Raw genomic sequence first — 26,537 nt, forward strand, 5'->3', positions numbered from 1 at the left:
ACGTATATCCACCGACAGTTCGGGCCGCTTCCAGCCTCGCGGCCCACCCCCGCGAATTCACAGCGAACTGAGCCGGTGTAACCGGAAACATGCTGTTCACACCGTGTCTCACCCCCGCTCACCGGGACGGCGGTCCAACTGCGAGCACAACCGGCGCGACTATGGTTAGCTGTAGCGCCATGAGCACGTCCCTCTCCACCCTCCCGGCAGAATTCCTCCCCCGCGATACCGCGGATGTGGTTCGCACCGTGCGGGATTCGCGCACGGCAACGAAACCGCTGATCATCCGCGGCGGAGAGCGCCCGGACGAGGAACTCTCCCTTCCGGAGCAGGGCAGCGTGCTGTCCATGCGCAGGATGAACCGCGTTCAGGTCGTCGACGCGGACGCCCGCACCGTACGGGTGCAGGCGGGGGCGCGGCTGTCCGATATCGACCGCACCCTCGGCGCACACGGCCTGGGCCTGCCCATCGTCGGCGATCATCGGGATATCACCGCGGGCGGTTTCGCGGCGGTCGGCGGGCTCAGCGCCGCCTCACACCGCTTCGGCATGTTCAGCGACAATGTGGTGGAACTCGAATACGTCGATCAGGACGGACGTTTCGGCACCTGCGGCCGCAACCATCACACCGAGCGCTTCCGCCGAATTCTGGGCGGCGGCGGCCGCACCGGCATCATCACCGCGCTCACGCTCGAGGTGACCGATGTGGACAAGGACCGCACCTGGCTCACCACCGACGCGCATCGCTTCCTGGACTTCGACACCTTCGTCGAGCAGTCCTACAAGGAGATCCAGTCCCCCGGCGGCGCCATGCTGCAGGTGGGCCGCTGGGTGGACACCGCCCCGCTGAAGGTCGCGCGCCCGGTCGGCACCGGCTCCGTGCAGCTCGGCACCGTCCGCTTCGGCCAGTGGTCCTCGCTGCACCCCACCGCACCCAATCTGTCGCTGCGGGCCCGCCGCGAGGTCGGCGCCCGCGCCCGGAAGTCATTGGGCGCCATTGCCGCCTCGGCCGGCGGCCGCGCCGGTATGCCGGTCCGCAATGCCGCCGCCGGTGCGCTCATGTTCGCTCCGAAGGTGCTGACACTGCGCGATGCGGAGTACCTGGCCGATACCGTCATCAGTTCCTCGGAACGCGGAGCGGCCTACCGCATCTCGGTCTTCGCGCCCATGTCCACCTATCCGCGGGTCTTCCACCGCCTGCACGATCTGTTCTCCGGCCATCGCGAGAGCACCGGCTGCTTTACCGTCATCTCGGCCCTCACCTATGGCGTGCGGTCCACCTACCTGCACGAACTCGATGACGAGGACCACGGTTTCATTACCTTCACCTGCCGCCTGCGCCCGGCCGCGCTGCCCTCGGAACTGTTGCGGGACATCGTTTCCTCGATCGACGAGATCTGCCTCGCCGAACGCGCACGGCGTTATGACCCGACCGATTAGAATGTGTTCCGCCGCACCGCCAGCAACCGGTTAGCAGCCGGTTCGGCGGTGCGGACGGTATCGGTACTGTCGGCGGGGCACCGGTACATGGTTCAGCTCAGTAGTCCGTGTCACCCCACGAGGGACGGCGCGGATCTCCACGTGACTGAAGGTTGCCTGTCCCATGGTCGAATTCCGTGCTGCCCGCCGCCCCCGTCCCGCCGTGAATACCATTGCGGGTAAACGCATTGTCATCACCGATGCCTGCTCCGATATCGGCCGGGCCACCGCCCGATTACTCGCCTCCCACGGCGCAGAGGTCCTCCTCGTCGCGCGCCGCGGGAGCCAACTCGTCGAAGACTGCGCCGCCATCATCGAATCCGGCGGGCGCGCCCACTGGAACCGCTGCGATATCTCCGCTCTCGGCGATGTCGATCAGCTCGTCGAATGGCTGCTCACCGAATTCGACAGCATCGATGTTCTTGTCAACAATGCCGCCCGTCCCTCGCGCCGTCCCGTCCTGGAATCCCTGGACCGCTTCCGCGATTACCAGCGCACCATGGCCGTCAACTATTTCGGACCGCTGCGGCTCACCCTCGGTCTACTACCCGCCATGCTGGCGGGCGGCTCGGGCCATGTGGTGAATGTCGGCCCCTGGAGCCCGACCACCGGCGCCGCACCGAATTTCGGGGCCTATGCCAGTTCCCAGGCCGCCTGGACCACCTTCGGCCAATGCGCCGACGCCGAATTGGCCCCGCGCGGTATCCATGTCACCGCGGTGCACTATCCGGCCTTCCGCATGGACGCCGCCGCACCGACGTACTACACCCAGCAGCCGATCCTGAACCCCGCGCAGGCGGCCGGTTGGATCGAGACGGCAATTCGCACCCGCCCCAATCAGATTCAGCCCCGCTTCCCCCGCGCCCTGCTCGGCCTCGCCGGCATGGCACCGCGCACCAGCCGCCTGAAGTACGCGCTCGGCATCTGAGGACCAGCTCCATCCGATGAGGGGAGGCGGGGTGCCCGGCAAACGGCCACCCCGCCTTTCGGATACAGCACCCCGTCATCCCGGCATCCACGGCCGACCGCACACAGCAAAGCGCCCCACCGGAATCCGGTGGGGCGCTTCACGAATGACTCAGTACGTGTGGCTCAGTGCTTCTCAGGTCCGATGTGGTACTCGAACACCAGCCCGCCGGCGGAGAACAGGATGCAGACCACGCCGACCGCGATCAGCCAGTACTGGAAGAACGCGAAGCCGAGGGCGGCAACGGAACCCGAGGCGGCCAGCAGGATGGGCCAGAACGAACCGGGCGAGAAGAAGCCCAGGTCGCCGGCGCCGTCCGCGATCTCCGCCTCTTCGAAGTCTTCCGGACGCAGGTCCAGTCGACGGGCGACGAAGCGGAAATAGGTACCGACGATGATCGCCAGACCGGCCGTCAGCACGATGGCGGTGGTACCGGCCCATTCGACGCCGGTACGCGACTGGCTGGTGAAGTAGCCGTATACGACGCCCACGATCGCGAAGAAGACCGCGAGCAGTTCGAAGATGCGAGCTTCGACCTTCATATCAGTTCATCCCTCACTTGACTTCGGAGGCAAGTTCATTGCCACGCGCATCGCGCTTGGTATTGAACGGCTGGGTGGTGACTGCCAACGGTGCCTCGCCGATACTCTGCAGCGCTGCGGCATTGGTCTGACCAGCCTTGCGCGCATCCATGTACTTCGTGAAGTTCTCCGGCGTCACGGCGCGAACCTCGAAGTTCATCATCGAGTGGAACGTGCCGCACATCTCGGCGCAACGGCCGACGAACGCGCCGGTCTTCTCGATCTTGGTGATCTGGAAGATATTGTCCGAGTGGTTCTGCTTCGGGTTCGGCATGACGTCGCGCTTGAACAGGAACTCCGGCACCCAGAAGGAGTGGATGACGTCCGCGGCGGCCAGCTGGAACTCGATGTTCTTACCGGTGGGCAGCACCAGGATCGGAATCTCGTTCGAGGTGCCGACGGTCTCGACCGTGTCGTAGTTCAGGTACGAGATGTCATTGGCCGGCAGGCCATTGTTCGGTCCGGGCTGCGGGTGGCCGTCGGCCGTCCGCTCCTTGTACTCGTCCTGGATCTGCTGGTTCACATCCTGACGGGCGTGATCCACACCGTCGAGCTGGTAACCGCCCGGGCCCTTGAAGTCGACCTTCTGGTACCCGAACTTCCAGTTCCACTGGAAGGCCGTCACATCGACGGTGACATCCGGATCCGGAACCCGCTCGGCCACGTAGTTCTGCACCACCACGGTGAAGTAGAACAGCACCGCGATGATCACGAACGGAGCGGCCGTGTAGCTCAGCTCGAGCGGCACGTTGTAACCGGTCTGCCGCGGGAACTCCGGGGAGTCCGCCTTCTTGCGGTGGAATGCGATCGTCCAGAACGTCAGACCCCAGACCAGTACGCCCATCACCAGTGCGGCGATGACCGACCACGTCCACAGCTCACGCATTCGGGTGGCCTGCGGCGTGACGCCCGAGGGCCAACCGAATCGCAGCCACGGGTTGTCGATCGAGCAGCCGGAGACGAGCATCGCGGTGATGCCCAAGGACACCGCCAGCCCGGCCCGTCGAAGGATGCGGCCCCGTCGACCCTGGGCGGGTCGTGCCCCTATCGCTTCGCTCGCCTTGTGCGCCACGCTCAACGCCTTCCTGGTCGTCTATTCGACTGGCACCGCCCGGGCTCCCTTCCGCCGGGCGATACAACTACAGCACGCTGGGAACTCTGGAACCGGCCCCACGCAACGCACGACCGGCCCCGGGAGTTCCCGAGTACTACGCAGCGTAGACCAAACGGGGCACCGCATTGTGGTGGGGTCCGCTTCGACACTCCGGAAGCTGTGTCTAACTTGCCCTTCGCTGCGCTACGGGCTGTTTCGCGGCCCTGCAAGCTCGGGCTTCCCTCCTCCGCTCCTCCGCTTCGCTCCCCCGCTCCGTCAGTCCAGACCGAGCCGGGCCGCGAAACCCGGGGCGTATCCGCAGGAGCGCGAGCGGGGCGAGTGCGGCATACTCTGGCAGTAAGTTTCGTGTCCTGTACGGCGCGATGGTGTGCACAATCCTTGACTCCGGAAACGAGGTTCTGCCCGCAGTGTGTGGACTGCTCGGATTTCTGACGGCTCAGACGGCGACCACCCCGGACGGGCGGACGGTCGAGACCACGGCGGCGCAGGTTTATGAAGCGCTGCACTGCCAAAGGCACCGCGGACCCGATGAGAAGGGCACCTGGAACGACGATCGCATGATCTTCGGCTTCAACCGCCTGTCGATCATCGATATCGAGCATTCGCATCAGCCGCTGCGCTGGGGCCCGCCGGAGAACCGGCAGCGCTACGCGCTCACCTTCAACGGCGAGATCTACAACTATCTCGAATTGCGGGAAGAGCTGAAGGCCGAGCACGGCGCGGAGTTCGGCGACGAGCCGATGTTCCTGACCGAGGGCGACTCCGAGGCCATCGCGGCCGCGTTCCACTACTGGGGCGCCGAGGCCTGCAAGCGGCTGCGCGGCATGTTCGCCTTCGCCATCTGGGATACCGAGCAGGACCGGCTGTTCATCGCTCGCGACCCGTTCGGCATCAAGCCGCTGTTCCTGGCGACCGGGCCGGGGGGCACGGCCTTCGCCAGCGAGAAGAAGAGCCTGCTGGAACTGCTTCCGGCACTGGAACTCTCCGACGATCTGGACCCGCGCGCGCTGGAGCACTACACCGTGCTGCAGTACGTGCCGGAGCCGGAGACGCTGCACAAGAACATCCGGCGGCTCGAATCCGGTTGCTACGCCTGGATTCGCCCCGGTGTGGCGCCGAGCTTCACGCGCTACTTCGATCCGAAGTTCCGCGTGGTGCCCTTCGCCAAGGACGGTGAGGTGACGGCGCATACGCCCACCACCAATCCGCGCCCGGCTACGCAACGCCCCAACACCCCCGCCAATCGCTATCGGGAAATCGCCGAGGCGCTGGAGGATTCGGTCGCCAAGCATATGCGCGCCGATGTGACCGTCGGCTCGTTCCTGTCCGGCGGCATCGACTCGACCGCGATTGCGGCGCTTGCCATTCGGCACAATCCGAACCTGCTGACCTTCACCTCCGCCTTCGAACGCCAGGGGTATTCGGAGGCCGATGTCGCCGCCGAGACCGCGGAGGCCATCGGTGCGAAGCATTTCATTCGCATGGTCAGCCCGGAGGATTTCGCGGGCGCGATTCCCGAAATCGTCTGGTACCTGGACGAACCCGTGGCCGATCCGGCGCTGGTTCCGCTGTACTTCGTGGCCAAGGAAGCGCGTAAGCACGTCAAGGTGGTGCTGTCGGGCGAGGGCGCGGACGAGCTGTTCGGCGGCTACACCATCTACCGGGAACCGTTGTCGCTCAAGCCGTTCGAGTACCTGCCCAAGGGTGTGCGCAAGCTCGCGGGCAAGCTGTCGGATCGTATTCCGGAGGGCACCCGCGGTAAGAGCCTGCTGCACCGCGGCTCGCTGAAGCTCGAGGATCGCTACTACGGCAATGCCCGCAGCTTCAATGACGCCCAATTGCGTTCGGTGCTGCGCGACTTCCGGCCCGAATGGACGCATCAGGACGTCACCGGTCCCATTTACGGCGTGCAGGACCGCGGTATGGATCCGGTGGCCCGCATGCAGCATCTGGACCTGTTCACCTGGCTGCGCGGCGATATTCTGGTCAAGGCCGACAAGATGACCATGGCCAACTCGCTCGAGCTGCGTGTCCCCTTCCTCGACAACGAGGTCTTCAAGGTCGCTGAGAAGATCCCGTTCGAGCAGAAGATCACCAAGGACACCACCAAGTACGCGCTGCGCCAGGCCCTCGACGGCATTGTCCCGCCGCACGTCCTGCACCGCGCCAAGCTGGGTTTCCCGGTCCCCCTGCGCCATTGGCTGCGCGGCCCCGAACTCTTCGACTGGGCCCGCGAGCAGATCACCGAATCGGGCACCGATCACCTGCTCGACAAGGCCGCCGTCATGACAATGCTGGAGGCGCACCGCGCAGGCCCGATCGACCACTCCCGCCGACTGTGGACCCTGCTGATCTTCATGGTCTGGCACGGCATTTTCGTCGAACACCGCATCAAGCCCGATATCCAGGAGCCGGTCTACCCGGTCAACCTCTGAGCGACGCAGTAGGCGGTGGCCGCACATTCCCGGGTGTGCGGCCACCGCCATGTCGCGGGGAGATCATCGCGAGAACGACATCGCCCTCACGACCGCAGGCACGATCAGCGCCACCAGCACGCGGCCATGCAGCCGCCCGTCATCGCGGGGCGAGCGTCATCGCGAGAACGACATCGCCCTCACGACCGCAGGCACGATCAGCGCCACCAGCACGCGGCCATGCAGCCGCCCGTCATCGCGGGGCGAGCGTCATCGCGAGAACGACATCGCCCTCACGACCGCAGGCACGATCAGCGCCACCAGCACGCGGCCATGCAGCCGCCCGTCTTCTCGTGGCGAGTGTCATCCGTTCGATCGCGAGTCATGACCGGACACGCAGCGACTCGCAGCCACGAACGACATTCCGGCGCGTTCTGCCCAGCCGCCTCAGCACTGCGATCAATGCGCGACGTAGCGTGATCATGATGCGCGAATTCCTGGCCGGCGGCGCTGACTTCGCAGGCGGACGACTATGTGGGTGATCCTGGCCGGGCTGGGCGCGCTCGCCGTTGTCACCGGGTGGCTGCCGTCGGAGGTCGCGTATGACATTGGCGTCACTCGGGCCGCACCGATTCTGGGGTTTCTGGTCGCGGTGACGGTGCTGGCCGAACTGGCGGATATCGCAGGGGTTTTCGATATCGCGGCGGTCTGGTGTGCGCGGTTGGCGCGCGGTTCCACGCTGCTGCTGTTCGGGTTGACGGCGGTGCTGGCCACGGTCACGACCATCTGCATGAGTCTGGACACGACCGCCGTGCTGCTCACCCCGGTGGTGCTCGCGCTGACGCGCCGGCTGGGGCTGGCGCCGCTGCCCTTCGCGTTTCTGGTCGTATGGCTGGCCAATACCGCCAGTCTGCTGCTGCCGGTTTCCAATCTCACCAACCTGCTGGCCTTGCAGCATGCCAACACCTCCACGCGGGCATTCGCCGCGCACATGGTGATCCCGCAACTGGTGGCGGTCACCCTGACGGTGGTCTATCTCGGCATCGTGTTCCGTCGCCACCTCTCCGGCAGCTATGCGGCCCCCGAACCGGTAGCCCCGGCCGATCGCCTGACCTGCGTCGCCTGCGCTCTCGCCTGCGGCGGTTTCGCCGTCGCCATCATGGCCGGCGTACCCCCGTGGCTGGCCGCGACGGCAGCCGCTGCCGCGACACTGGCGGTCTTCGCGCTGCGCGGCCGCAAGCACCTGAGCTGGACCCTGCTCCCCTGGCGCCTGATCCTCACCACCGAGGGCCTGTTCCTCACCGTCACGGCCGTGGTCCACCACGGTCTCGGCGACCTGCTGGTCCGCTGGTCCGGCGGCTCCGGCGCCCGCACCACCGCGGTGGCTGCCGCCGCCTCGAATCTCATCAACAATCTCCCCGCCTACCTGGCAATGGAAACCGCTGTCCCCCAGGGCAATCCGAACGGCATCTACCCGGTCCTGCTGGGCACCAATATCGGCCCCCTCGTCACCGTGTGGGGCTCCATGGCCACCCTGCTGTGGGCCCAGCGCTGCCGCGCCCGCGGAGTACCCATCAGCGCAAGGACTTTCGCCACCGTCGGCATCATCGGCATGCCGATAGTCCTGCTGGGCACGTGGTTCGCCCTCCCCGCCCGCTAGCGGGGAAGCGCCCGCAGCCGGTGCGCAGCTGCCTGCGGCGTGCGGTGAACCGCAGCGTCGCACGGGACTCGGCATGTTGCTGATACGACTACATGCGGGAAGCCCGTGCGACGGCGGCGTGGAGCTATCTGCCGATGATCAGCATCCGGCCGGGGGCATCGTCGCCGCCGACCCGGTGAAGCAACCGGGCTGGAGCTGCCGGAGCAGCGAGACCAGGAGGTTGATGCCGGTGCTGCCGGTGCTACTGCCGCTGTCGGCGTCCGAAGGTGCGGCGACCGGCACGGCAGCCGGCGCGGCGAAGGCCAGGGGCGAGCCCGCGGAAACGGCAGCGGCGACGGCGATCCCGACGAGGGTGGTGCGAACAGTGCGATTCACGATGAGATATCTACTTTCGAACAGCGGCGGACGACTGTACGTCCTATGGAGCCCCGATCAATGTACATAGCTGTTCGCCAATGAGAGGCGTAACCGGTATCCCCAATACTGGGAAGCTCCGCCCAGCAGCGGGACGGCCGAGCCCGCAGCGCACGCCCGGCCGAAATCCGGTGATGTTAGGGTCGCCGGGAACGTGAACGCGTCTAGGGTTCCGCGAGCAGGCCGTCAGAAGTACCCACAATCAGGCCTGTGAGGACTGGTCCGAGCGACGCCACGATGGGGCTCACCGGAGCTGCGTCGTCATATGAAGGGACAAAAGCCTGGAGTACTCCTATTCACCTGCCCGCACGACGGGCCGATGACAGAGAGTACTGCCGATGGATGTTCTGTTCGCTTCGTCGCAAACCTTTGTGGCGCTGGGTGATTCGCACCGGATACCGCCCACGGTTCTCATCGTGACCTTGGTGGCGGCGTGTGCGCACGCGATCTGGAATGCGATCGCGCACTGGGTCCCCGACAAGCTGGTGTCGATCACGCTCGTGAACGCGGGCGGCGCCCTGTGCGCAATTCCCCTGGTGCTCATGGCCGCTCCCCCGGACCCGCGCTGCTGGGTATACCTGGGCGCCTCGGTCGGACTGCACATCGTCTACAACGCGATGCTGATGATGTCCTACCGACTGGGCGATCTGAGTCAGACCTATCCGCTGGCGCGTGGCACCTCGCCACTGGTGGTCACCCTGATCGCGGCCGTGATCTTCAGCGAGACCCCGCGCAACGGCCAACTCGCGGGCATTCTGCTCATCTCGATCGGCTTGGCCTGCTTGGTGTTCTGGGGACATCGCACCAATCCCAGCCGCCCGTCGGCCATTGCCGCCGCCGTCGTGACCGGCACGATGATCGCCGCGTACACGACGGTCGACGGCATCGGCGTTCGCGAATCCTCCAGCACCTTCGGCTATATCGGCTGGCTGATGCTCCTGGAAGGTCTGGCCGTCCCGTTCTACGCGGTGGCCACCCGCCGCGGCCGCCTGTGGCCGGATATCCGCCCCGTCTGGAAAATCGGCCTGACCGGCGGCGTCCTGAGCTTTCTCGCCTACGGCCTGATCCTCTGGGCGCAGACCCGCGGCGCACTGGCGGATATTGCGGCACTGCGGGAATCGAGCATTATCGTCGGCGCGCTGATCGGAACGCTGATCTTCGGCGAACGGTTCGGCTCGGCCCGCATTGTGGCCACGCTCGCGGTGGTGGCGGGCATCGGAACGCTGTATCTGGCATGAGCAATTCCAGGCCGTGCGCCGGGGGCACGAGTAGGTCAGGCGGCGCACAGCGGCAACAAATAAGTCAGGCGGTGCGCGCGGCAGCAAGGAGTTGGTCGAGGCGGGCGGACATGGCTCGACCGGCGGAGCGCAGCGGGTCGGTGGAGCGGAGGGTGCGGCTCAGAATGAACGCGCCCTCCAGGGCGGAAAGGACGGCCAGAATCATCTCGCGGGCGTCGGCGGGCGAAAGGCCGCGGCGCACAAGGTAATCGGAGCCCTGGTCGATCCAGGAGGTGATGACCTCGGCGGCGACGGCGCGCAATTCCGGCTCACTGTCGGCGATTTCGCCGGCGACGGTCCCGACCGGGCACATATTGATCCAGCCGGATTGCTCGATGGTTTCCGCGGCGGCCTCGAAGGCGGCGGGGACGGCCTCGCGCAGATCGTCGTACGGGTCCATGAGCATCGGCAGCAGCTGGATGTAGGCCGCGCCCGAGGTGCGCAGGGCCTCGGCGGCGATCTGCTGTTTGCCCTGCGGGAAGTGGTGATACAGCGATCCCATCGGCGCATCCGCGGCCACGGTGATCTGTTTGACGGTGATGGCGCTGTACCCGTGCCCGCGCATGAGCTCCCCGACCGCCGTCACCAGGCGCTGGCGGGTGGTGGTTGACATCTTCTCGGCCATGGTTCCAGACTAGAGCAAACGCACTAGAGCAAACGCTCGAATGGAGTGGGAATATGACCACAGTCGATCTCCCCGCAGGCCGGATGCACTATGTCGAGCGCGGCGAGGGCCCGCCGGTGGTGCTGCTGCACGGGCTGCTGATGAATCACACGCTGTGGGACGAGGTGCTCCAGTTGCTGCCGGAGGGATTCCGGTACGTGCTGCCGGACCTGCCGTTCGGGGGGCATCCGATACCGCTGAACGACGGCGCGGACCTGAGCATGCGCGGCATGAATCAGCTCCTCGCCGATTTCCTCACGGCCCTGGATCTGCGCGAGGTGACGCTGGTGCACTCGGATTGGGGCGGTGGACTGTTCCTCACCGCCTACGGCCTCGACGAGCGGGTCGGCAGGCTGATCGTGCTGCCCTGCGAGGCGTTCGGCAACTTCCCGCCCGGCCTGCCCGGCAAGACGGCCACCGTCGCCGCCCATATGCCCGGCGGAGTTCTGTTGGCGCTCAAACAGTTCCGTATCTCGTGGCTGCGCAGCTCGCCGCTCATGTTCGGCTGGATGGCACGCCGCCCGCTCCCGGACGCACTGGTCGACGGCTGGACCGAATCAGGCCTGCGCGATAAACGAATTCGCCGAGATCTCCTGGCATACGCCAGATCACACTTCACCAAGCCCGAGCTCATCGCGAATACCGAAGCGCTGCGGAACTTCTCGGGCGAGGCGCTGATCCTGTGGTCCTCGGCGGGCAAGGTCATGCCCCGCGACCACGGCCGCCGCCTCGCCGAACTCCTTCCGAACGGCCGGCTGGTGGAGATCGACGACGCCTACGTCCTGTCGATGCTCGACCAGCCCGAGGCGGTGGCAGCGGAAATGTCGGCCTTCCTCACCGGAAAACCGATCGAGATATCCAGCTCAGGGCTTGATGAACTGAGCCAGTAGCTCGGTCTGCCCGAACGTGGCGGCCGTTTCGCGGGCCGAGGGGTTGCCGGCATCCGGATCCGCACCGGCCGCCACGAGAGCACGCATCACCCCCGGCACGCCCTTGAAAACAGCACCGGACAGCGGCGTCTGATCGGCGCCATTGGTCATATTGGGGTCCGCACCGTGCGCCAGCAGGGTGACCACGGCCGCCTCGTGGCCGTAGTACGCCGCGAGCATGAGCAAATTGTCGCCACGAGCATTGGTCAGGTTCACCGGAACCCCGGCCTCGATATAGGCGCCCAGCTTCTCGGCATCACCCTCACGTGCGAGTTCGAAGATCTGCGCAGCCAATTCGAGAACTTTGTCCTCGTCGTCAGTACTCACGGCTCCACTACTACCAGGTTCCTGCGAACTCAGTAGAGCAGTGGCCCCAACTCCTTGGCACAGCTGCGCGCCTGAGCGTCATGACCGAGCAGCGCCCCGACCCGGCTGCTCGGGCCGGAAATGCACAGCGCACCCTCGACGGTGCCGGTTTCGTTGTAGATGGGATAGGCGAGACAGGCGAGACCCGCGACGAGTTCATTGACCGCCTGGGCGAATCCGGCTTCCCGAACCATGCGGATCTCCTCCGCCAGCACCCCGTGGTCGATATGCGTATGAGTGGTGACGCGCACCGGTTCGGGAACCATGGCCCGCCACTGGGTTCGGCTGGCGAGCAGCAGCTTCCCGGCCGCCGAGGCGTGCGGATAGCGCACGAGTTCGCGTTCGCCCAGCACGGGATGATCGGGGTCTTCGCTGATCACCTGAACGGTATCGGGCCGGAAATTCATCAGGTGCACGGCGAAACGGGTCGATTCGCGGAACTCGGTCAGGCACTGCCGTGCCGCACCGGTGACCACCGAGGTCTTCATGGCCTCGGCCAGGCCGCGCAGCCGCACGCCGAGCCCGAAGCCGCGCAGATCCGCGGTGCGCACCAGAAATTCGTCGGCGACCAGCGCATTGATCAGCCGGTACGCGGTGGCGGGCGCCATGCCGAGCCGATCGGCGATCTCCTTGGCAGTCACCCCGACCCCGCAGTCCGCGACGACCTCGATAATGGCCAGTGAGCTGGTGACGGTATTCGCGCGCCGAGAGTCCTTCATATGCCGCTACCGGAACGTCTCGGTCTGCAGCAGATCGGCGCGCTGCGGTTCGTCGAAGATACCGACCCCGCGCAGCCGCTCCGGCGCGAAGATCCGCAGGCCGAGGGTGAACAGCACGGACGCGACCATGACGGCCGCATAGCTGAGCAGCAATTCGGTGTTATTGCTCTGATTCGAGAAACATGCCGCGACCACCAGCAGTGCCAGCAGCACGGCGGTGACCGTGCCGAGCACCGTGATCACCCGGCTCGATTCCCGAATCCGGTGCAGCAGTGCGGGACCGGCGAGACAGGCGGGCAGATAACTGCCCAGATAGCCCAGAGCGCTCAAGGTCAGGAACGATCGAATGCCGTCCTGCGGCGCCATTCCCGCCAGCAGTGCCACCACTGCGCACGAGGTGACCACAAGCATGCTGAGCACGATCGCATGGGCGGGCGTATGGAATCGCGGGTGCGCACGCCCGACCACCGCGGGTGCGATGCCTTCGCGTCCCATGGTGAACAGCACTCGCACCAGGGCATTCATCGAAGCGAGCGTGCAGGCGAAGAACGACGCGGCAATGCCGAGGTCGACCACCCCCGCCAAGAACGCCGAATTGTCCCGCAGCAGCAGGTCGGTCACCGGAGTCATGCTCTGCGACACCGTCACCGATCCGTCGGACAGTGCGACCGCCTGGCCGCACACCGCCACCAGATAGATCGCCCCCGCGGCGACCGGCGTCCAGACCAGTGTTCTGGGCACCGAGCGGAACGGCCGATAGGACTCGGAGGAAAGCGTTGTGGCGCTTTCGAATCCGACGAACGCGCTGATGGCCAGGACGGCGCTGATGGCCAGCGTGCCGGGATCGACGGGTGCGACAAAATCATGCGGAATCCGCGGCGTCTGATTGTCCCTGGTCATCAGATAGACCATCAGGGCCAAAACCCCTGCCACCGACACACATTCGATGAGCAGACTGGTCCCGGCGGAGACCCTGATGCCGCGCGCCATCAGGAGCAGGGCGACCGTCGCCGCGACCAGAACGATGAGCACGATGGCGAAGGTGCTGCCGGAGCCGGCCATACCCGCCGCGCCCGCGACCTGATCGAGGTAGGTGCCGACCGCGAACAGGCTCGATACGCTCACCGCGCCGTAGCCGACGATCGCGGACCAGCCCACCGGAATCGCGACACTCGGGCCGAGACCCTTGGCGACATAGGTGTACAGCCCGCCGGTGACCGCGAGCCGCTGCGCCATCGGCCGGATCACGAGCGCGACGCAGACGGCCAGCACCGCCGCGGCCAGGAAGACGAGCACACTCGCACCACCGCCGACCGCGCTGATCACGAACGGCGGTGTGACAGCGGCAGTTCCGGAGGGCGCGATGGCCGCGACCGATTGTGCGAACACCGGCAGGAACGGAAGTTTCCGCCGCACCAATCCGCGGATGGATGAACGCCGCACCACCAGTGGCGGGCTCGGCGTGCGCAAATGCATCACAGAACCCTTTCTCCTGATATGCGGTGGAGGCACAGCGTGCTCGATTCGTATGTCGAGCAGGTTAATTCCGGTAACGCCCGCTTATCGCGGCCCGAGAAAATTCCGCCGCCATTTCTCTCACTTCCGGTCACCACTACACGAATCAACCGGTAACAGAGCACAACTAGCGTTCCGGCACATCGAGCTGAACACAGCACGAATCGCTCGAATTGTGGCGCTCGCCATAGGAATGGAAGGACGGAATTTCCGTGGCACTCAGTGAGGCCCGCCGCGACGGCGAATTCGATCGCCGCACCGCCCTGGGACTGGCCGCGAAGGCGGCCATCGCATTCACCGCATTCGCCGGTGGCACGACCGCACTGCGGCCGGTCCGCGCGGCGGCCGACGCCGGTGACGAGGCGGAGCTGGCCTTCGCCCCGGCCACCGACCTGGCGGCGCGCGTGGCCTCGAAGCAGGTCTCGGCCACCGACCTGGCCTCCCTGTTCCTGGGTCGTATCGACCGGCTCGGCCCCACTCTCAATGCCTTCACCACCGTCATGCACGAGCAGGCCCTGAGCCAGGCCGCCGATCTGGACGCGAAGCAGGTCCGCGGTGAGCGGCTCGGCCCGCTGCACGGCGTACCCGTCGTGATCAAGGACGAAGACCATGTCGAAGGCATTGTCACCACCTACGGCGGCGCGGCCTTCTCCGTCCCGGCAGCGCAGGACAGCGCGGTGGTGGCCCGGCTGCGGGCCGCCGGTGCGGTGATCCTCGGCAAGACCACCATGCCGGAGTTCGGCATCTGGGCCTTCACCGAATCCGAGGTGCACGGCATCACCCGCAATCCGTGGGACACCACCCGCTCCACCGCCGGTTCGTCAGGCGGCACCGCCGCGGCCGTGGCGGCGGGCCTGGCCCCGATGGGTGTGGGCGGTGACGGCGGCGGGTCCATCCGGCTGCCGTCCTCGTGGTGCGGATTGTTCGGTCTCAAACCGCAATTGGGGCGGGTCAGCTCCGCGCCGAACCGGGAATTGTGGAACAACCTCGGGGTCATCGGCTGTCTGTCCCGTTCGGTCGGCGATTCGGCGCTGTTCTACGACATCACGCAGGGACCGACACCCGGGGTCGACACCTACATCGCCGCACCGCTCGCGGGCAGCTTCGTACAGGCGGCCGCCACGCCGCCGGGACCGCTGCGCATTGCGATCTCGACCAAGCCGACCAGCATTACCGGCACCGTGGATGCCGAGACAGCAAATGCACTGCATGCCCTGGGCGCCGTCCTGGAGTCTCTCGGACACCACGTCTTCGTGGGTGAACCGGACTATCCCGACATCACGGCGGCCTTCGAACCCATCTGGCTGGTCTCCCCAGCCGCCGAATCGCGCCGGGCCGATCATCCCGAACTGCTGGAACTGCGGACCAAGGAACTCGCGCTCTACGCAATGCCTTTCGACAATCCGGCCGCCCGTGAAATGGCCGCGAATGCCACCACGGACGTCATCAATCGCGTCATGCCGTTTTTCGATACCGCCGATGTCCTCATCACCCCCACTACACCCGGACCCGCCTGGGAGGCCGGGCAACTCACGGGAATGGATTTCCACGGCGCCGCACTCAAATCCCTGCCCGCGGCGAGCTGGACCAATATCTGGAATGTCTGCGGTAATCCGGCCGCCGCCATTCCCACCGGATTCTCCGCCTCCGGGCTACCGCTCTCGGCACAGCTGATCGGGCCGCCCGATAGCGAGCTGCGACTCATATCGCTGGCCGCGCAGATCGAACAGGCACAACCGTGGTCGGGTCGCCGGCCGCGCGTCAGCTGAACCGCACCGAACACGAAAACGTCACGCAGAGAGATGAGTTCATGACACAGCAAATAGAGGCCGCATCGGTAGCGGCGGTCGCACCCGAATCAGGCACACCGCCTGTCCATCGCCTCAAGGCCAATGCCATCGGCCTGCTGGGCGTGGTCTTCATGGCCATTGCCACGGCCGCGCCGATCACCGCCATGACGGGCAATGTGCCGTTCATGATCTCCTCGGGAACCGGAACCGGCACTCCCGCGGCATTTCTCATTGCCATGGTGGTGCTGGCCGTCTTCTCGGTCGGCTTCACCACCATGTCCAAGCACATCACCGCCACCGGTGCGTTCTACGGATTCATCTCCTACGGTCTGGGCCGCCGGGCCGGACTGGCCGCCGGAGCGCTCGCGGCCTTCGCGTACATGGTGTTCGAACCATCACTGGTCGGCATCTTCGCCAGCTTCGGAACCAATACCGTGACAGCACAATTCGGCGTGCACGTGCCGTGGTGGGTGTTCGCCATCATCATGCTGGGCATCAATTCCATCGGCACCTGGTTCGGCGTCGCGGTGGCGGAAAAGCTGCTGGTGGTCCTGCTCGCCACCGAGCTGACCGTGCTCGCCGTCATGGCGGTGGCCGTGGCGGTGCACGGCGGCGGACCGCACGGGTTCTCCTTCGCGCCGCTCAACCCGGTCAATGCCTTCGCCGGACCCTCCGCGGGACTGGGCCTGTTCTTCGCCTTCTGGTCCTGGGTCGGCTTCGAATCGACCGCCATGTACGGCGAGGAATCCAAGAACCCCAAGAAGATCATCCCCAAGGCCACCATGATCGCCGTGCTCGGCGTGGGCGTCTTCTACGTCCTGGTCTCCTGGATGGCCATGTCCGGCAACGGGATCGGCGAATCGGCGACGCTGGCGGGCTCGGACAATCCGATGGATGTGTTCTTCCACCCGACCGAAACCTATGTCGGCCACTGGGCCGTGATCGCCATGCAGTGGCTGATGATGACCGGATCGCTGGCCTGCGGTATGGCCTTCCACAATTGCGCGGCCCGCTACCTGTACGCCCTCGGCCGTGAAGGCGCGATTCCCGGACTGCAGCGCACCATCGGGCGCACCCATCCCCGGCACGGCTCCCCGCATATCGCAGGTCTGGTGCAGACCGTCTTCGCGGCGCTGCTGGTGCTGGCCTTCGGCATCGCAGGCAAGGATCCCTACTCCGGTACCTACACCCTGCTGGCGATCCTCGGCACCATGGCGATTCTGGTGGTGCAGGCGACCTGCTCGTTCGCGGTGCTGATCTACTTCCGCAACAACCATCCCGAGACCCGGCACTGGTTCCGCACGCTGGTCGCCCCTCTCACCGGTGGCATCGCCATGCTCGCCGTGGTTGGGCTGCTGGTGGTGAACATGGGCGCGGCCGCCGGCTCCGAATCCGGATCGCTGGTGCTGCACGCGACACCGTGGCTGGTCGGGGTGATCGCCATCGGCGGCTTCGCCTACGCGCAGTACCTCAAGCAGCGCCATCCCGACCGCTACACGCTGCTGGGTCGCACCGTGCTCGAGGAGACACACGAAAGGTAGTGCCCGGTACGGCGCATCGATCGCGATGCGCCGTACCGTCGTGTCTATGAGTGAGCGCCTGGTGATCATCGGTGGGGATGCGACGGGAATGTCGGCGGCTTCGCAGGCGCGCCGGATGAAGACTGCGCAGGAGCTCGAGATCATCGTCTTCGAGCGCGGGCATTTCACCTCGTTCTCGGCCTGCGGCATCCCGTACTGGGTGGGCGGGGATGTGCAGGAACGCGATGAACTGATCGCCCGCACACCCGAGGAGCATCGTGCCCGCGAGATCGATCTGCGCATGCGGACCGAGGTGCTGGAGATCGATGTGCCGGGCCGCCGGGTGCGGGCCCGGGATCTCGAGGCGGGCACCGAAACCTGGACCGAATACGACAAACTCGTCATTGCCACCGGTGCGACGCCGATTCGCCCGCCGATTCCGGGGATCGACGCGCCGGGTGTGCACGGCGTCCAGACCCTCGATGACGGGCAAGCACTCATCTCGACGCTCGAATCCACCGCGGGGCGGCGCGCGGTGGTGGTCGGCGCGGGCTATATCGGGGTCGAGATGGCCGAGGCGCTGATCAATCGCGGCTACGACGTCACCATGATCAATCGCGGTACCCAGCCCATGGCCACGCTGGATCCCGATATGGGCGCACTGATTCGTAAGGCCATGGACGGCATGGGGATTCGAGTGCTCTGCGATGCCGAGCTCACCGCCGTGCTCACCGACGACACCGGCCGGGTCCGCGCCGTCACCACCGCCGATGCCGAATTCCCCGCCGATGTGGTGGTACTCGGCATCGGCGTGCGGCCCGCCACCGAACTGGCCCGCGCCGCCGGACTGCCGCTGGGCCAGCACGACGGACTGCTCACCGACCTCGCCATGCGGGTGCGCGGGTACGAGAACATCTGGGCGGGCGGCGATTGCGTGGAGGTGCTCGATCTGGTCTCCGGCACCGAACGGCATATCGCCCTGGGCACCCATGCGAATAAGCACGGGCAGATCATCGGCGCGAATATCGGCGGCGGCTACGGCACCTTCCCCGGCGTCGTCGGCACCGCGGTCAGCAAGGTCTGCGATCTCGAGGTGGCCCGAACCGGATTGCGGGAGAAGGACGCCCGCGCGTCCGGACTGCAATTCGTGACCGTCACCATCGAATCCACCAGCCGCTCCGGCTATTTCCCCGGCACGGCGTCCATGACCGTGAAGATGATCGCCGAACGGCGCACCGGCCGCCTGCTGGGCGTACAGCTCGTCGGCCGCGAAGGCGCCGCCAAACGCATCGACATCGCCGCCGTGGCCCTCACCGCCCGGATGACGGTCGAGCAGATGATCGCCCTCGACCTCGGCTACGCCCCGCCGTTCTCCCCGGTCTGGGATCCCATCCTGGTCGCCGCCCGCAAGGCCGCCCTCGCCGTCGAGCGGGGGCGGTGACCGGCCTCAGATGCGGCGGCTCTTGCTGGTCTTGGCGCGGGCGGCGCCGAGGATGGTGAGGATCATGACGGTCATGATCTCCATGGTGTTGAAGTTGGCGGACAGCGGTGTCGGGGCGGCGGCCACCGGAACCTGATGCGGCGGTGGTGGTTTGATCACCACCGGGGCGGGCGGCGCCGGCTGCACCGGTGCCGGGGGCACGGGCTCGGGCGGAATGACGGGTGCGGCCGCCGGAACCACGACGGGCGGGGACGGAAACCCCAGCGGGGTGCTGGGAGCCAGCTCGGGGACGGGCAGGAGCAGCATGCAGGTCAGCAGTGCGCTGCCGGTGACGGCGCTGCCGAACATGACACTGCCCGCACCCGAGGAACCCGTGCCGACCAGGCCGCTGGAGCCGAGAATGAATCCGGGGCCGACCAGACCGGAGCCGAGACCGCTGCCGGTCAACAGGCCCAAACCGATTGCGGCACTGCCGACTACGGCGCTGCCCGCACAGGCGGGCAGGACGCTTCCGGGTTGCAGGCCCAGAGTCTCCCCCAGTGTGCCCGCGGCGGGGGTCACCGCGATCGGGGCCGGGGGCGGAGCCGGAGGTGCGATTTCTATGCTCTCCGGTGTGGCGGTCACGGCACGACCGGGGTGCGACCCGTGCGCCGGGTTCATGCCCAGCGAGCTGCCCGAGGACGCGCCGCCACCACCGCCACTCCCGGAGTAACCACTCCCGGTCCCGAGTCCGAGCGAGCTGCCGGTGGGCCCGTCGACGGCCTGCGGCTGCGAAGACGCACTGCCACTGGCGATCTCGCCGATGACATCGGGCAGGCTCGGATCAGCGCCCGCCACACCCGGGTGCACACCAAATACCGCCGCGGCGATCTCGACCGCGGTCACCGCGGCGAATCCCCGTCCGGCTCTTCGTGTTCGGTTTACGTCAACCATGTGCGACTACCTTCTCTCAGCGCGGAAGCCCGCTCGACGACGCGCCGGAGGCAGTGATGTGCTGGAAACGGGACAGGGCCAGCTCGAAGGCGTCCTTGGACACCGTGTTCCCGCCCGCGAACGGCCGGTCGAGCTGGTAGACGGCCACGATCACCGCACCGATCACCATTCCGAACAGTCCGGTCATGATCACGCTGCGCCTGGTGACCACCACACCGGAGAGCACGGTGCCGATCAGCAGCATGACGGTGCCGAACCAGAGCGCCACGTAAAGGAAAGTGGGCAAATGGTATTCGGCGTCGATGCCGCGGTCGTACCTGGCTTCAGCGGCCGCGTCCAGTGCCGCATCCGCCTTGCTCTGCAGGTCCTTCACATCCGGGTCGGTGGACTGCACCCCGGATACCGCCGCGCGGATACTGTCGAAGGTGTCCTGGGTGGGCTGACTGAGCTTCGAGTCATTGGCCATGACCTTCCACTCCTGCCCCACGACCTCTTCGGTGTAAGCGCGTGTGAGGGACTGGATCTGCGAGCGACTGGGCTCGGGCAGAGTATTGGCGGCCTCGTAGACGGTGGTGAGCGCCTTGCCCTCGGCGATGGTGTGCGCATGCGTATCGTCGTACTGCTGCCACAGGATCACCACGATGAAGGCCACGATGGCCGCGAAGAACATATTGACCAGATCGAGCACCATATTGCCGGCGGCCTTGTCATCACCGTGCCGCCACGATTTCGGGCGTATGCGATCGCCGACTACAAAAACGACCACCGCCACGACGGCGAAAAGGACGAGGACACCCAGTTGCAACGCCATACGTGACTCCGTCTCCAGACCCGGGCAACTCCGATTCATCTGGTATTCGGGGCCACAGGCCGGTCGGATTTGTGTGTTCAGCCGCCAAAAGTGAGGATTGCGGCCGTTATGGCGACCGTGAATTCCAGTGCGGCCCCGAGCACATCACCATTGAGCCCGCCGAATCGCCGCACACAATGCCGCACCAGCAGCACCGATACGCCGAGTGCGGCAATAACACCGACCGGTCCGTCCCACCAATTTCCGGTGCTGAATACCGCTGCCGCTACGGCGATCCCGGCCCACAACACACCGATGAGCACCGACTGCGTCCCCGCCACCAGCGCCCCGAACCCCGCCCCCGGCGCCGCCTCGATCCCCCGCCGACAGGCCAGCACCACCGCGACCCGCCCCGAAACCACGGCTAGCACCAGCGCCGCCCACCGCCCCGACTCGGCCAGCGCCGCAAACGAAACCACCTGAATCCCGATCACAAAAATCAGCGCCGCCACCCCGAACGGCCCCGCCCCACCACTCTTCATAACCTCCCGCGCCCGCTCCGGCGCCCCATAACTCCCCAACCCATCCATGGTGTCGGCAAGCCCATCGATATGCATCCCCCGCGTCCCCAACCCCAATCCCGCCACCGCCACAAAACCGGCCAGCAGCCACGAACCCCCCGCCGCGCCTACTCCCCAAACAACTCCCGCCGCAGCCACTCCAAGCAGCAACCCCACCACCGGAGCCCACCCGATAGCCCGCCCCGCAGCCTCCCGATCCACCTCATCCGGCCCCCGCACCGGCAACACGGTCAACCACGAAACCGCCAACCGCAACCCCTTCATGCGCTCACCCCACGCACCGAGATATTCACGTTGTCGGGCAACTTCGATACGGACGGTGACGGGGTCGAATGTGCCAGCGATACAGAGGGTCCGGCCGGGCGGTGTCGCCCGGCCGTCATGGCTGCGGCGTCAGGCACCGGCGGGTTCTGCCGCGTCGGCGGTGCTGACGCCGGCGTCGGCGAAGGTCGCCATTTCGGAGAGGGTGGCGATGGCGGCGCGGAGGATGGGGAGGGCGGTGACCGCGCCGGAGCCTTCGCCGAGGCGCATATTCATTTCGACGAGCGGCTCGAGTTCGAGGCGCTTGAGGGCGATGGTGTGGGACGGTTCGCTGGAGCGGTGCCCGGCGATCCACCATTCGCGCGCGCCGACGGCCAGCTGATCGGCGACCAGGGCGGCAGCGGTGACCACGACGCCGTCGAGGATCACCGGGGTGCGGCGGGCGGCGGCTCGGGCCAGGAAGCCCGCCATCGCGGCCAGGTCTGCTCCGGAAGCGGTGCGCAGCAGGGCAACCGGGTCCTTGATCACCGGGCGCGCGCGCCACATGGCATCGCGGATCGCGGCGGTCTTGCGAATCCAGCCGGCATCGTCGACACCGGTGCCACGGCCGACGGCGACCACCGGCTCGGTATCGGTGAGCGCGGCGATCAGCACCGTCGCCGGGGTGGTATTGCCGATTCCCATATCTCCGGCAATGAGAAGGTCTGCGCCGGAATCGATTTCCTCATCGGCAATGGCCGCGCCGGCGGCGAGGGCGGTCTGCACCTCGGCGTCGGTCAGCGCGTCCTCGCGATCGATGGATCCGCTGGAGCGCCGCACCTTGTGCCGTGAAATCTCCGGAGCCGTATCCCCGTCCACCGCAATGTCTTCCACGCGCACCGTGGCATCGGCCAAGCGCGCCAGCACATTCACCGCGGCCCCGCCGCTGAGGAAATTCCCCACCATCTGCGCGGTGACCTCACTGGGATACGCCGACACCCCGTGCCGCGCCACCCCGTGATCGCCCGCGAACACCACAATCCGAGCCCGCTCGAACTGCTTCGGCGGACATACGCCCTGGCACGCCGCAACCCAGTTGGCCAGCTGCTCCAACCGCCCCAGCGCCCCCGCGGGCTTGGTCAACTGCAACTGCCGAGCCTCGGCGGCGGCCCGCACCACCGGATCGGGACCGTTGACCGGACCGAACGCAATCCGCGCGGGCTTGGAAAGATTCGCAGCACCCGACTGCCCGGCCGCGCGCGCCGCGGTACTGCCCGCAGCGGGGGCCACGGGTGCACCGGTCGAGCCGACAGCCGTTGCGGCCGCAGCGGTCGAGTCGGCAACGCCGCCATCCGCCGAATCAGCTGCAGCACCGCCCATGGTGGCGGCACCCTCCGTAACTGTGTCCGGCGCGGTGGCCGGAGCCGCCGACCCGGCTGCGGCGGCCTCAGCCACTCCGCCTACCGCGACGCCGGCGGCAGCCGAAGCGACCGAAGTCGAAGCGGCCTGCGCGACAGAGGGATCAGCCGTCGCCGCGATGTCGGTAGGCACCTGGTTCGAGACCGGCTGTGTGGCAGACGATTCCGCCGCGGTGCCGACAGCAGCGCCACCCGCTACCTGCGAGTCGACAACCGCGCCGCCACCGAGACCCGAGGTCGCGAGGGCGGCGGCCGACGCGATCGCACGGTCGGGCTTGACCTGGATGGCCTGGCCCGCGACCACGAGGTACACCTCATCGCAGAGCTGAGCCAGCCGCTGGTTGAGCGTGCCGAGCTCGTCACGGAAGAGCCGTCCGGAGCGTGTGGCGGGAATGACACCGAACCCCACCTCCGGGCTGACAATGATCAACCGCTCCGGGTAGGTCGCGACGATATCGACAAGCGCGTCCATATCGGATGCGACGGTGCCGCGCGGGGACTCCCAGGCATCGTGGGCGTCGATGCGCGCCGTCAGCCAGGTACCGAGGTCGTCCACCAGGGTGACCGAGGCCAGTTCGGCCAGCGCCTCGAGCAGATCGTGCTCCACGATGGTCCAGTTCCCTGGCCGCCGAACCCGGTGCGCCGCAATACGTTCCGCGAAATCCGCATCGCCGGGATCCGGCACCGCGGTAGCGATATACCGCACCGCCTCCGAGACGACCAACTGTTCAGCAAAGGCCGACTTACCGGACCGGGCTCCACCGAGCACCAGCGTCCGAAGCGGTCGATCGGTTGATTGAGCACTGTGCGACACGTCAGCACGGTATCAACAGCACGCACTCCCCGGCCGACTAGGCACGACTGTCCGCCGATTCCCTACGAGACGCGGGCGCCGAATCTGCGGCGGTATTCGACCGGGGCGATGCCGACCATCCGCTGGAAGTGGTGGCGCAGCAGGGCCCCGGAGCCGAATCCGCAGCGGTTCGCGAGGGATTCCAGATCCAGGTCGGTGTCTTCGAGGAGTTGTTTGGCGAGCAGAATCCGCTGCCCGGTCAGCCATTTCACCGGGGTGGTGCCGGTTTCGTCGGCAAAGCGGCGGGCGAAGGTGCGGGTGGACATATTGGTGCGGGCCGAGAGCGATTCGACGGTGTGCGGCAGGTCGAGATGCTCATCCATCCAGTGCAGCGTCTCGCTGAGGCTGTCGATACTGCATTCGACCACCGGACGCTCGATGAACTGCCGCTGTCCGCCGTCCCGCTGCGGCGGCACCACCATGCGCCGCGCAATGGCATTGGCCACCGAACTGCCCAGCTCCCGCCGCACCAGATGCAGACAGGCGTCGATCCCGGCGGCGGTGCCGGCACTGGTGATCAGATTGCCCTCGTCCACGAACAGCACATCTGGATCGACGGTGGCCAGCGGAAACCGTTGCGCCAGTTGATCCACATGCCGCCAATGCGTGGTGCACCGCCGCCCGTCGAGCAGTCCGGCCTCCCCCGCCAAGAACGCCCCCGAGCAGACCGTCAGGACGGTCGCACCGCGCTGCGAGGCGGTACGGACCGCGTCCACCACGCGCGTATCGAGCAATAGCCGCTCATGGAACGGAAAGGCCGGAATCGCCACCAGATCCGCGTCCAGCAGTTCGTCCAAAGCGAACTGCGGCGTCACCTGAATACCCGGTGAGCTGGTGTTCAGCGGCTTCCCCGGCTCTGCCCCGCAGACCTTGAAGTCGAATCCGGGCAGCCCGTCGCCCGTCCGATCCAGCCCGAAAACCTCACAGACCACGCCGAATTCGAACATGGCGAGCCGCTCGTTGAGTACGACCGCGACCTTCGAAAGCATGACCTCACCCTACCTGGCTGGATCTTTGCGGACAATGTCAGAGCCGCCACTGTTGGCAGTAACTGCACTAGGGAAAACTTACTGCCATGCAAGCCCTCACCGCAATCGCCGCAGCCGGATCCGCAATGACGGTCCTCGGCTATCTCACCTACGGCGCCATGGCCTGGGACACCACCGATTCAGACGACAGCGAGGCATGCAAATGACCACTCTCACCTCCGCGACCGGGCACATCTCCCGCGGCGCGACCACCGAGCCCAAGGCAGCAGCCATGTTCACCCGACTCTTCACCCTCCTGGCCGCGGCCGGGCGAGCCGTCCCGTTCCATCGCGAATCCGATTGGGAGATGGTCGGATCCACCGGCATCACCGATCGCGACTACCAGCGTTCGGCGCTGGAACTGCGCGCCATCGCCGGTGTCCGCGAGCATGGCTGAGACGCCACGCGATGCTCACCGGTCTCAGCGGTCAAAGATCGCCACTGAGCGGCACTATTTGCAGCGAAGCAGCGGTTTGTGACCGCTCAGGCCGACCCCGCCAACGACTGAGGCCGCCCCTCAAGGGCGGCCTCAGTCATTACGTTCGAACCGATCTCAGATGCTGTCGCCCGCAGTGACCCGCGGCTTCGGCGCCCGCATCCGCCGAATCTGCGACGCGCGCACAAAGGCGTACCAGCCCAGCGAGAACTTCGAATCCGTCGAATCCGGGAACCGCTCCAGCACCCGCTTGTTCACGATGCGCCCCAGAATCACACCTTCGATGATCATGAACAGCATCATCACCAGCATGGCGAGCGTGACGATCGCCTGCAGCGCCGGCGACAGGATCATGCTCAGGATCAACACGAGCGCAAGGGGCATGAACAAACCCAGCAGATTGCGGCGCGCATCGACGATATCGCGCACATACCCCTTCACCGGACCCTTGTCGCGCGGCAGCAGGAACTGCTCCTCGCCGGCGAGCATGCGGGCGCGCCGATCCTGCACGGTGGCCTTGCGCTCGGCCGAGTCCACCTTGCGCTCCGCCCGGGTACCGCGCAGCGACTTACGCCGGGCGCGGGCCTCCTTCGAGGTCAGGGGCGCCGGTGCGACCGGCCCGCGACGGCGGGCCTCGGCCTCGCGCCGCTTGGGCGTGGGCCGCCCTTTGGCGGCGGTGGGTGACCGGTCCGCGACCGTCGCCGCGGCACCGGCATCGACGGCAGAGGTGTCGGAGGTGGGGTTGGAATCGCCACGGCGCAGGAACTTCACGCCGACCAGGCTATTCGATGGCGTGTCCACAGGAAGAACCTGGTCCGTCCATTTTGCCGGCAGAGTGGCAGCCGCGCCGCTCAATCCCTGCACTGCCGCCGGATTGCCCGCCGCGTAAGATTGGGAATAGTCGCCAGCCAAGTGGCGTTGAAGGCCACGTGCCGTGCGCCTCTCACGGGGTGAAAACAGGTCCATTAGGAGAGTTCATGACTGTGCAGAACGAGACCACCACTCATGGTGCGACTCTGACGGACGCCGCCGCCCTCAAGGCGAAGGCGCTGCTGGATCAGGAGGGCCGCGACGACCTGGCGCTGCGGATCGCTGTACAGCCGGGTGGTTGTGCCGGCCTGCGCTACCAGCTCTTCTTCGACGATCGCTCGCTCGACGGTGACCTGGTTGTCGAGTTCGGCGGCGTCAAGCTCGCCGTCGACCGCATGAGCGCCCCCTACATCCAGGGCGCCTCGATCGATTTCGTCGACACCATCGAGAAGCAGGGCTTCACCATCGACAACCCCAACGCCACCGGCTCCTGCGCCTGCGGCGACAGCTTCAACTGAGCTAGCCTCACCAGCGCGGAACGTCCTCCGGGAAGTTCCGCGCTGCACTATGTCCGGGGTAGTGGCTCCGAGAGTTGGAGC

The 26,537-nt window shown here is 66.7% G+C and carries 24 protein-coding genes; 11 read left to right on the forward strand and 13 right to left on the reverse strand.

The window, feature by feature from the left end; translation table 11 throughout:
- The first annotated feature begins 179 nt into the window (after positions 1-179).
- Positions 180-1,439, forward strand: coding sequence for an FAD-binding oxidoreductase (locus OG326_RS33365; protein ID WP_327141108.1), 1,260 nt, complete (start codon positions 180-182; stop codon positions 1,437-1,439).
- A gap of 163 nt (positions 1,440-1,602) precedes the next feature.
- Positions 1,603-2,406, forward strand: a complete 804-nt coding sequence (locus OG326_RS33370; protein WP_327141109.1) for an SDR family NAD(P)-dependent oxidoreductase — start codon at positions 1,603-1,605, stop codon at positions 2,404-2,406.
- Between the two features lie 164 nt (positions 2,407-2,570).
- Here the strand turns inward: OG326_RS33370 and OG326_RS33375 are convergent, their stop codons facing one another.
- Together OG326_RS33375 and ctaC are read right to left on the reverse strand one after the other, a co-directional pair.
- Positions 2,571-2,987 carry a cytochrome c oxidase subunit 4 gene (locus OG326_RS33375; protein ID WP_327141110.1) on the reverse strand — a complete coding sequence of 139 codons (417 nt, stop codon included), beginning with the start codon at positions 2,985-2,987 and terminating at the stop codon, positions 2,571-2,573.
- Between the two features lie 13 nt (positions 2,988-3,000).
- Entirely contained in the window at positions 3,001-3,993 is a 993-nt protein-coding gene (gene ctaC / locus OG326_RS33380; protein WP_327146656.1) for an aa3-type cytochrome oxidase subunit II, read from the reverse strand.
- 554 nt (positions 3,994-4,547) lie between these two features.
- Here ctaC and asnB point away from each other — a divergent pair.
- Both asnB and OG326_RS33390 read left to right on the forward strand, forming a co-directional pair.
- The gene (gene asnB, locus OG326_RS33385) at positions 4,548-6,575 is read left to right on the forward strand and encodes an asparagine synthase (glutamine-hydrolyzing) (protein ID WP_327141111.1); all 2,028 of its coding nucleotides are present in this window, start codon (positions 4,548-4,550) and stop codon (positions 6,573-6,575) included.
- Positions 6,576-7,086: 511 nt separating this feature from the next.
- On the forward strand, positions 7,087-8,214 hold the full coding sequence (locus tag OG326_RS33390; protein ID WP_327141112.1) for an SLC13 family permease: 1,128 nt from the start codon (positions 7,087-7,089) through the stop codon (positions 8,212-8,214).
- Between the two features lie 138 nt (positions 8,215-8,352).
- On the opposite strand, the gene OG326_RS33395 is transcribed toward OG326_RS33390, so the two are convergent.
- The gene (locus tag OG326_RS33395) at positions 8,353-8,589 is read right to left on the reverse strand and encodes a hypothetical protein (RefSeq protein WP_327141113.1); all 237 of its coding nucleotides are present in this window, start codon (positions 8,587-8,589) and stop codon (positions 8,353-8,355) included.
- A 377-nt stretch (positions 8,590-8,966) separates the two neighbouring features.
- Between OG326_RS33395 and OG326_RS33400 the strand changes: the two genes are divergently transcribed.
- Positions 8,967-9,866 (forward strand): DMT family transporter, encoded by a 900-nt coding sequence (locus tag OG326_RS33400; RefSeq protein ID WP_327141114.1) that lies wholly within the window; start codon positions 8,967-8,969, stop codon positions 9,864-9,866.
- A 64-nt stretch (positions 9,867-9,930) separates the two neighbouring features.
- Here the strand turns inward: OG326_RS33400 and OG326_RS33405 are convergent, their stop codons facing one another.
- A complete protein-coding gene (locus OG326_RS33405; RefSeq protein WP_327141115.1) occupies positions 9,931-10,530 on the reverse strand; it encodes a TetR/AcrR family transcriptional regulator in 600 nt (199 codons plus the stop codon).
- Between the two features lie 53 nt (positions 10,531-10,583).
- On the opposite strand from OG326_RS33405, the gene OG326_RS33410 reads away from it, so the two are divergent.
- Positions 10,584-11,459 carry an alpha/beta fold hydrolase gene (locus OG326_RS33410; protein ID WP_327141116.1) on the forward strand — a complete coding sequence of 292 codons (876 nt, stop codon included), beginning with the start codon at positions 10,584-10,586 and terminating at the stop codon, positions 11,457-11,459.
- On the opposite strand, the gene OG326_RS33415 is transcribed toward OG326_RS33410, so the two are convergent.
- The 3 genes from OG326_RS33415 to OG326_RS33425 are packed head-to-tail and all read right to left on the reverse strand — an operon-like array spanning position 11,433 to position 14,059.
- Positions 11,433-11,825 carry an ankyrin repeat domain-containing protein gene (locus OG326_RS33415; protein ID WP_327141117.1) on the reverse strand — a complete coding sequence of 131 codons (393 nt, stop codon included), beginning with the start codon at positions 11,823-11,825 and terminating at the stop codon, positions 11,433-11,435. The genes OG326_RS33410 and OG326_RS33415 overlap by 27 nt on opposite strands.
- 29 nt (positions 11,826-11,854) lie before the next feature.
- Entirely contained in the window at positions 11,855-12,583 is a 729-nt protein-coding gene (locus OG326_RS33420; RefSeq protein ID WP_327141118.1) for an IclR family transcriptional regulator, read from the reverse strand.
- Positions 12,584-12,589: 6 nt separating this feature from the next.
- Entirely contained in the window at positions 12,590-14,059 is a 1,470-nt protein-coding gene (locus OG326_RS33425; protein WP_327141119.1) for an APC family permease, read from the reverse strand.
- A gap of 251 nt (positions 14,060-14,310) precedes the next feature.
- Here OG326_RS33425 and OG326_RS33430 point away from each other — a divergent pair, with 251 nt between their 5' ends.
- From OG326_RS33430 to OG326_RS33440, 3 genes are read left to right on the forward strand one after another with little or no spacing between them, the layout of a single operon-like run.
- A complete protein-coding gene (locus OG326_RS33430; RefSeq protein WP_327141120.1) occupies positions 14,311-15,867 on the forward strand; it encodes an amidase in 1,557 nt (518 codons plus the stop codon).
- 41 nt (positions 15,868-15,908) lie between these two features.
- Positions 15,909-17,429: an APC family permease gene (locus tag OG326_RS33435; protein ID WP_327141121.1), complete on the forward strand. Its 1,521-nt coding sequence runs from the start codon at positions 15,909-15,911 to the stop codon at positions 17,427-17,429.
- A gap of 46 nt (positions 17,430-17,475) precedes the next feature.
- A complete protein-coding gene (locus OG326_RS33440; RefSeq protein WP_327141122.1) occupies positions 17,476-18,849 on the forward strand; it encodes an FAD-dependent oxidoreductase in 1,374 nt (457 codons plus the stop codon).
- 6 nt (positions 18,850-18,855) lie between these two features.
- On the opposite strand, the gene OG326_RS33445 is transcribed toward OG326_RS33440, so the two are convergent.
- The 5 genes from OG326_RS33445 to OG326_RS33465 form a co-directional block, all read right to left on the reverse strand.
- On the reverse strand, positions 18,856-19,734 hold the full coding sequence (locus OG326_RS33445; protein ID WP_327141123.1) for a hypothetical protein: 879 nt from the start codon (positions 19,732-19,734) through the stop codon (positions 18,856-18,858).
- Between the two features lie 64 nt (positions 19,735-19,798).
- The gene (locus OG326_RS33450; protein ID WP_327141124.1) at positions 19,799-20,593 is read right to left on the reverse strand and encodes a bestrophin-like domain; all 795 of its coding nucleotides are present in this window, start codon (positions 20,591-20,593) and stop codon (positions 19,799-19,801) included.
- A 77-nt stretch (positions 20,594-20,670) separates the two neighbouring features.
- A complete protein-coding gene (locus OG326_RS33455; RefSeq protein WP_327141125.1) occupies positions 20,671-21,417 on the reverse strand; it encodes an adenosylcobinamide-GDP ribazoletransferase in 747 nt (248 codons plus the stop codon).
- A 129-nt stretch (positions 21,418-21,546) separates the two neighbouring features.
- On the reverse strand, positions 21,547-23,625 hold the full coding sequence (gene cobT, locus OG326_RS33460; protein WP_327141126.1) for a nicotinate-nucleotide--dimethylbenzimidazole phosphoribosyltransferase: 2,079 nt from the start codon (positions 23,623-23,625) through the stop codon (positions 21,547-21,549).
- Positions 23,626-23,687: 62 nt separating this feature from the next.
- A complete protein-coding gene (locus OG326_RS33465; protein ID WP_327141127.1) occupies positions 23,688-24,653 on the reverse strand; it encodes a helix-turn-helix domain-containing protein in 966 nt (321 codons plus the stop codon).
- Between the two features lie 202 nt (positions 24,654-24,855).
- On the opposite strand from OG326_RS33465, the gene OG326_RS33470 reads away from it, so the two are divergent.
- Entirely contained in the window at positions 24,856-25,089 is a 234-nt protein-coding gene (locus OG326_RS33470) for a hypothetical protein (protein WP_327141128.1), read from the forward strand.
- A gap of 156 nt (positions 25,090-25,245) precedes the next feature.
- On the opposite strand, the gene OG326_RS33475 is transcribed toward OG326_RS33470, so the two are convergent.
- Positions 25,246-25,899 (reverse strand): DUF3043 domain-containing protein, encoded by a 654-nt coding sequence (locus OG326_RS33475; protein WP_327146657.1) that lies wholly within the window; start codon positions 25,897-25,899, stop codon positions 25,246-25,248.
- A 206-nt stretch (positions 25,900-26,105) separates the two neighbouring features.
- Here OG326_RS33475 and OG326_RS33480 point away from each other — a divergent pair, with 206 nt between their 5' ends.
- Complete coding sequence (locus OG326_RS33480; protein ID WP_327141129.1) at positions 26,106-26,456, forward strand: HesB/IscA family protein; 351 nt, start codon at positions 26,106-26,108, stop codon at positions 26,454-26,456.
- Positions 26,457-26,537 lie beyond the last annotated feature (81 nt).

It is taken from the genome of Nocardia sp. NBC_01327 (assembly GCF_035958815.1).
Classification (GTDB): Bacteria; Actinomycetota; Actinomycetes; order Mycobacteriales; family Mycobacteriaceae; genus Nocardia.

Excerpts from the sequence above, each read along its gene's own strand:
- OG326_RS33420 (WP_327141118.1), bottom strand. The coding sequence starts at position 12,583 with ATGAAGGACTCTCGGCGCGCGAATACCGTCACCAGCTCACTGGCCATT.
- OG326_RS33425 (WP_327141119.1), bottom strand. The coding sequence starts at position 14,059 with ATGCATTTGCGCACGCCGAGCCCGCCACTGGTGGTGCGGCGTTCATCC.
- OG326_RS33405 (WP_327141115.1), bottom strand. The coding sequence starts at position 10,530 with ATGGCCGAGAAGATGTCAACCACCACCCGCCAGCGCCTGGTGACGGCG.
- OG326_RS33440 (WP_327141122.1), top strand. The coding sequence starts at position 17,476 with ATGAGTGAGCGCCTGGTGATCATCGGTGGGGATGCGACGGGAATGTCG.
- ctaC (WP_327146656.1), bottom strand. The coding sequence starts at position 3,993 with ATGCTCGTCTCCGGCTGCTCGATCGACAACCCGTGGCTGCGATTCGGT.
- OG326_RS33465 (WP_327141127.1), bottom strand. The coding sequence starts at position 24,653 with ATGCTTTCGAAGGTCGCGGTCGTACTCAACGAGCGGCTCGCCATGTTC.
- OG326_RS33455 (WP_327141125.1), bottom strand. The coding sequence starts at position 21,417 with ATGAAGGGGTTGCGGTTGGCGGTTTCGTGGTTGACCGTGTTGCCGGTG.
- OG326_RS33410 (WP_327141116.1), top strand. The coding sequence starts at position 10,584 with ATGACCACAGTCGATCTCCCCGCAGGCCGGATGCACTATGTCGAGCGC.
- OG326_RS33450 (WP_327141124.1), bottom strand. The coding sequence starts at position 20,593 with ATGGCGTTGCAACTGGGTGTCCTCGTCCTTTTCGCCGTCGTGGCGGTG.
- OG326_RS33365 (WP_327141108.1), top strand. The coding sequence starts at position 180 with ATGAGCACGTCCCTCTCCACCCTCCCGGCAGAATTCCTCCCCCGCGAT.
- OG326_RS33370 (WP_327141109.1), top strand. The coding sequence starts at position 1,603 with ATGGTCGAATTCCGTGCTGCCCGCCGCCCCCGTCCCGCCGTGAATACC.
- OG326_RS33390 (WP_327141112.1), top strand. The coding sequence starts at position 7,087 with ATGTGGGTGATCCTGGCCGGGCTGGGCGCGCTCGCCGTTGTCACCGGG.
- OG326_RS33480 (WP_327141129.1), top strand. The coding sequence starts at position 26,106 with ATGACTGTGCAGAACGAGACCACCACTCATGGTGCGACTCTGACGGAC.
- OG326_RS33400 (WP_327141114.1), top strand. The coding sequence starts at position 8,967 with ATGGATGTTCTGTTCGCTTCGTCGCAAACCTTTGTGGCGCTGGGTGAT.
- OG326_RS33470 (WP_327141128.1), top strand. The coding sequence starts at position 24,856 with ATGACCACTCTCACCTCCGCGACCGGGCACATCTCCCGCGGCGCGACC.
- OG326_RS33435 (WP_327141121.1), top strand. The coding sequence starts at position 15,909 with ATGACACAGCAAATAGAGGCCGCATCGGTAGCGGCGGTCGCACCCGAA.
- OG326_RS33375 (WP_327141110.1), bottom strand. The coding sequence starts at position 2,987 with ATGAAGGTCGAAGCTCGCATCTTCGAACTGCTCGCGGTCTTCTTCGCG.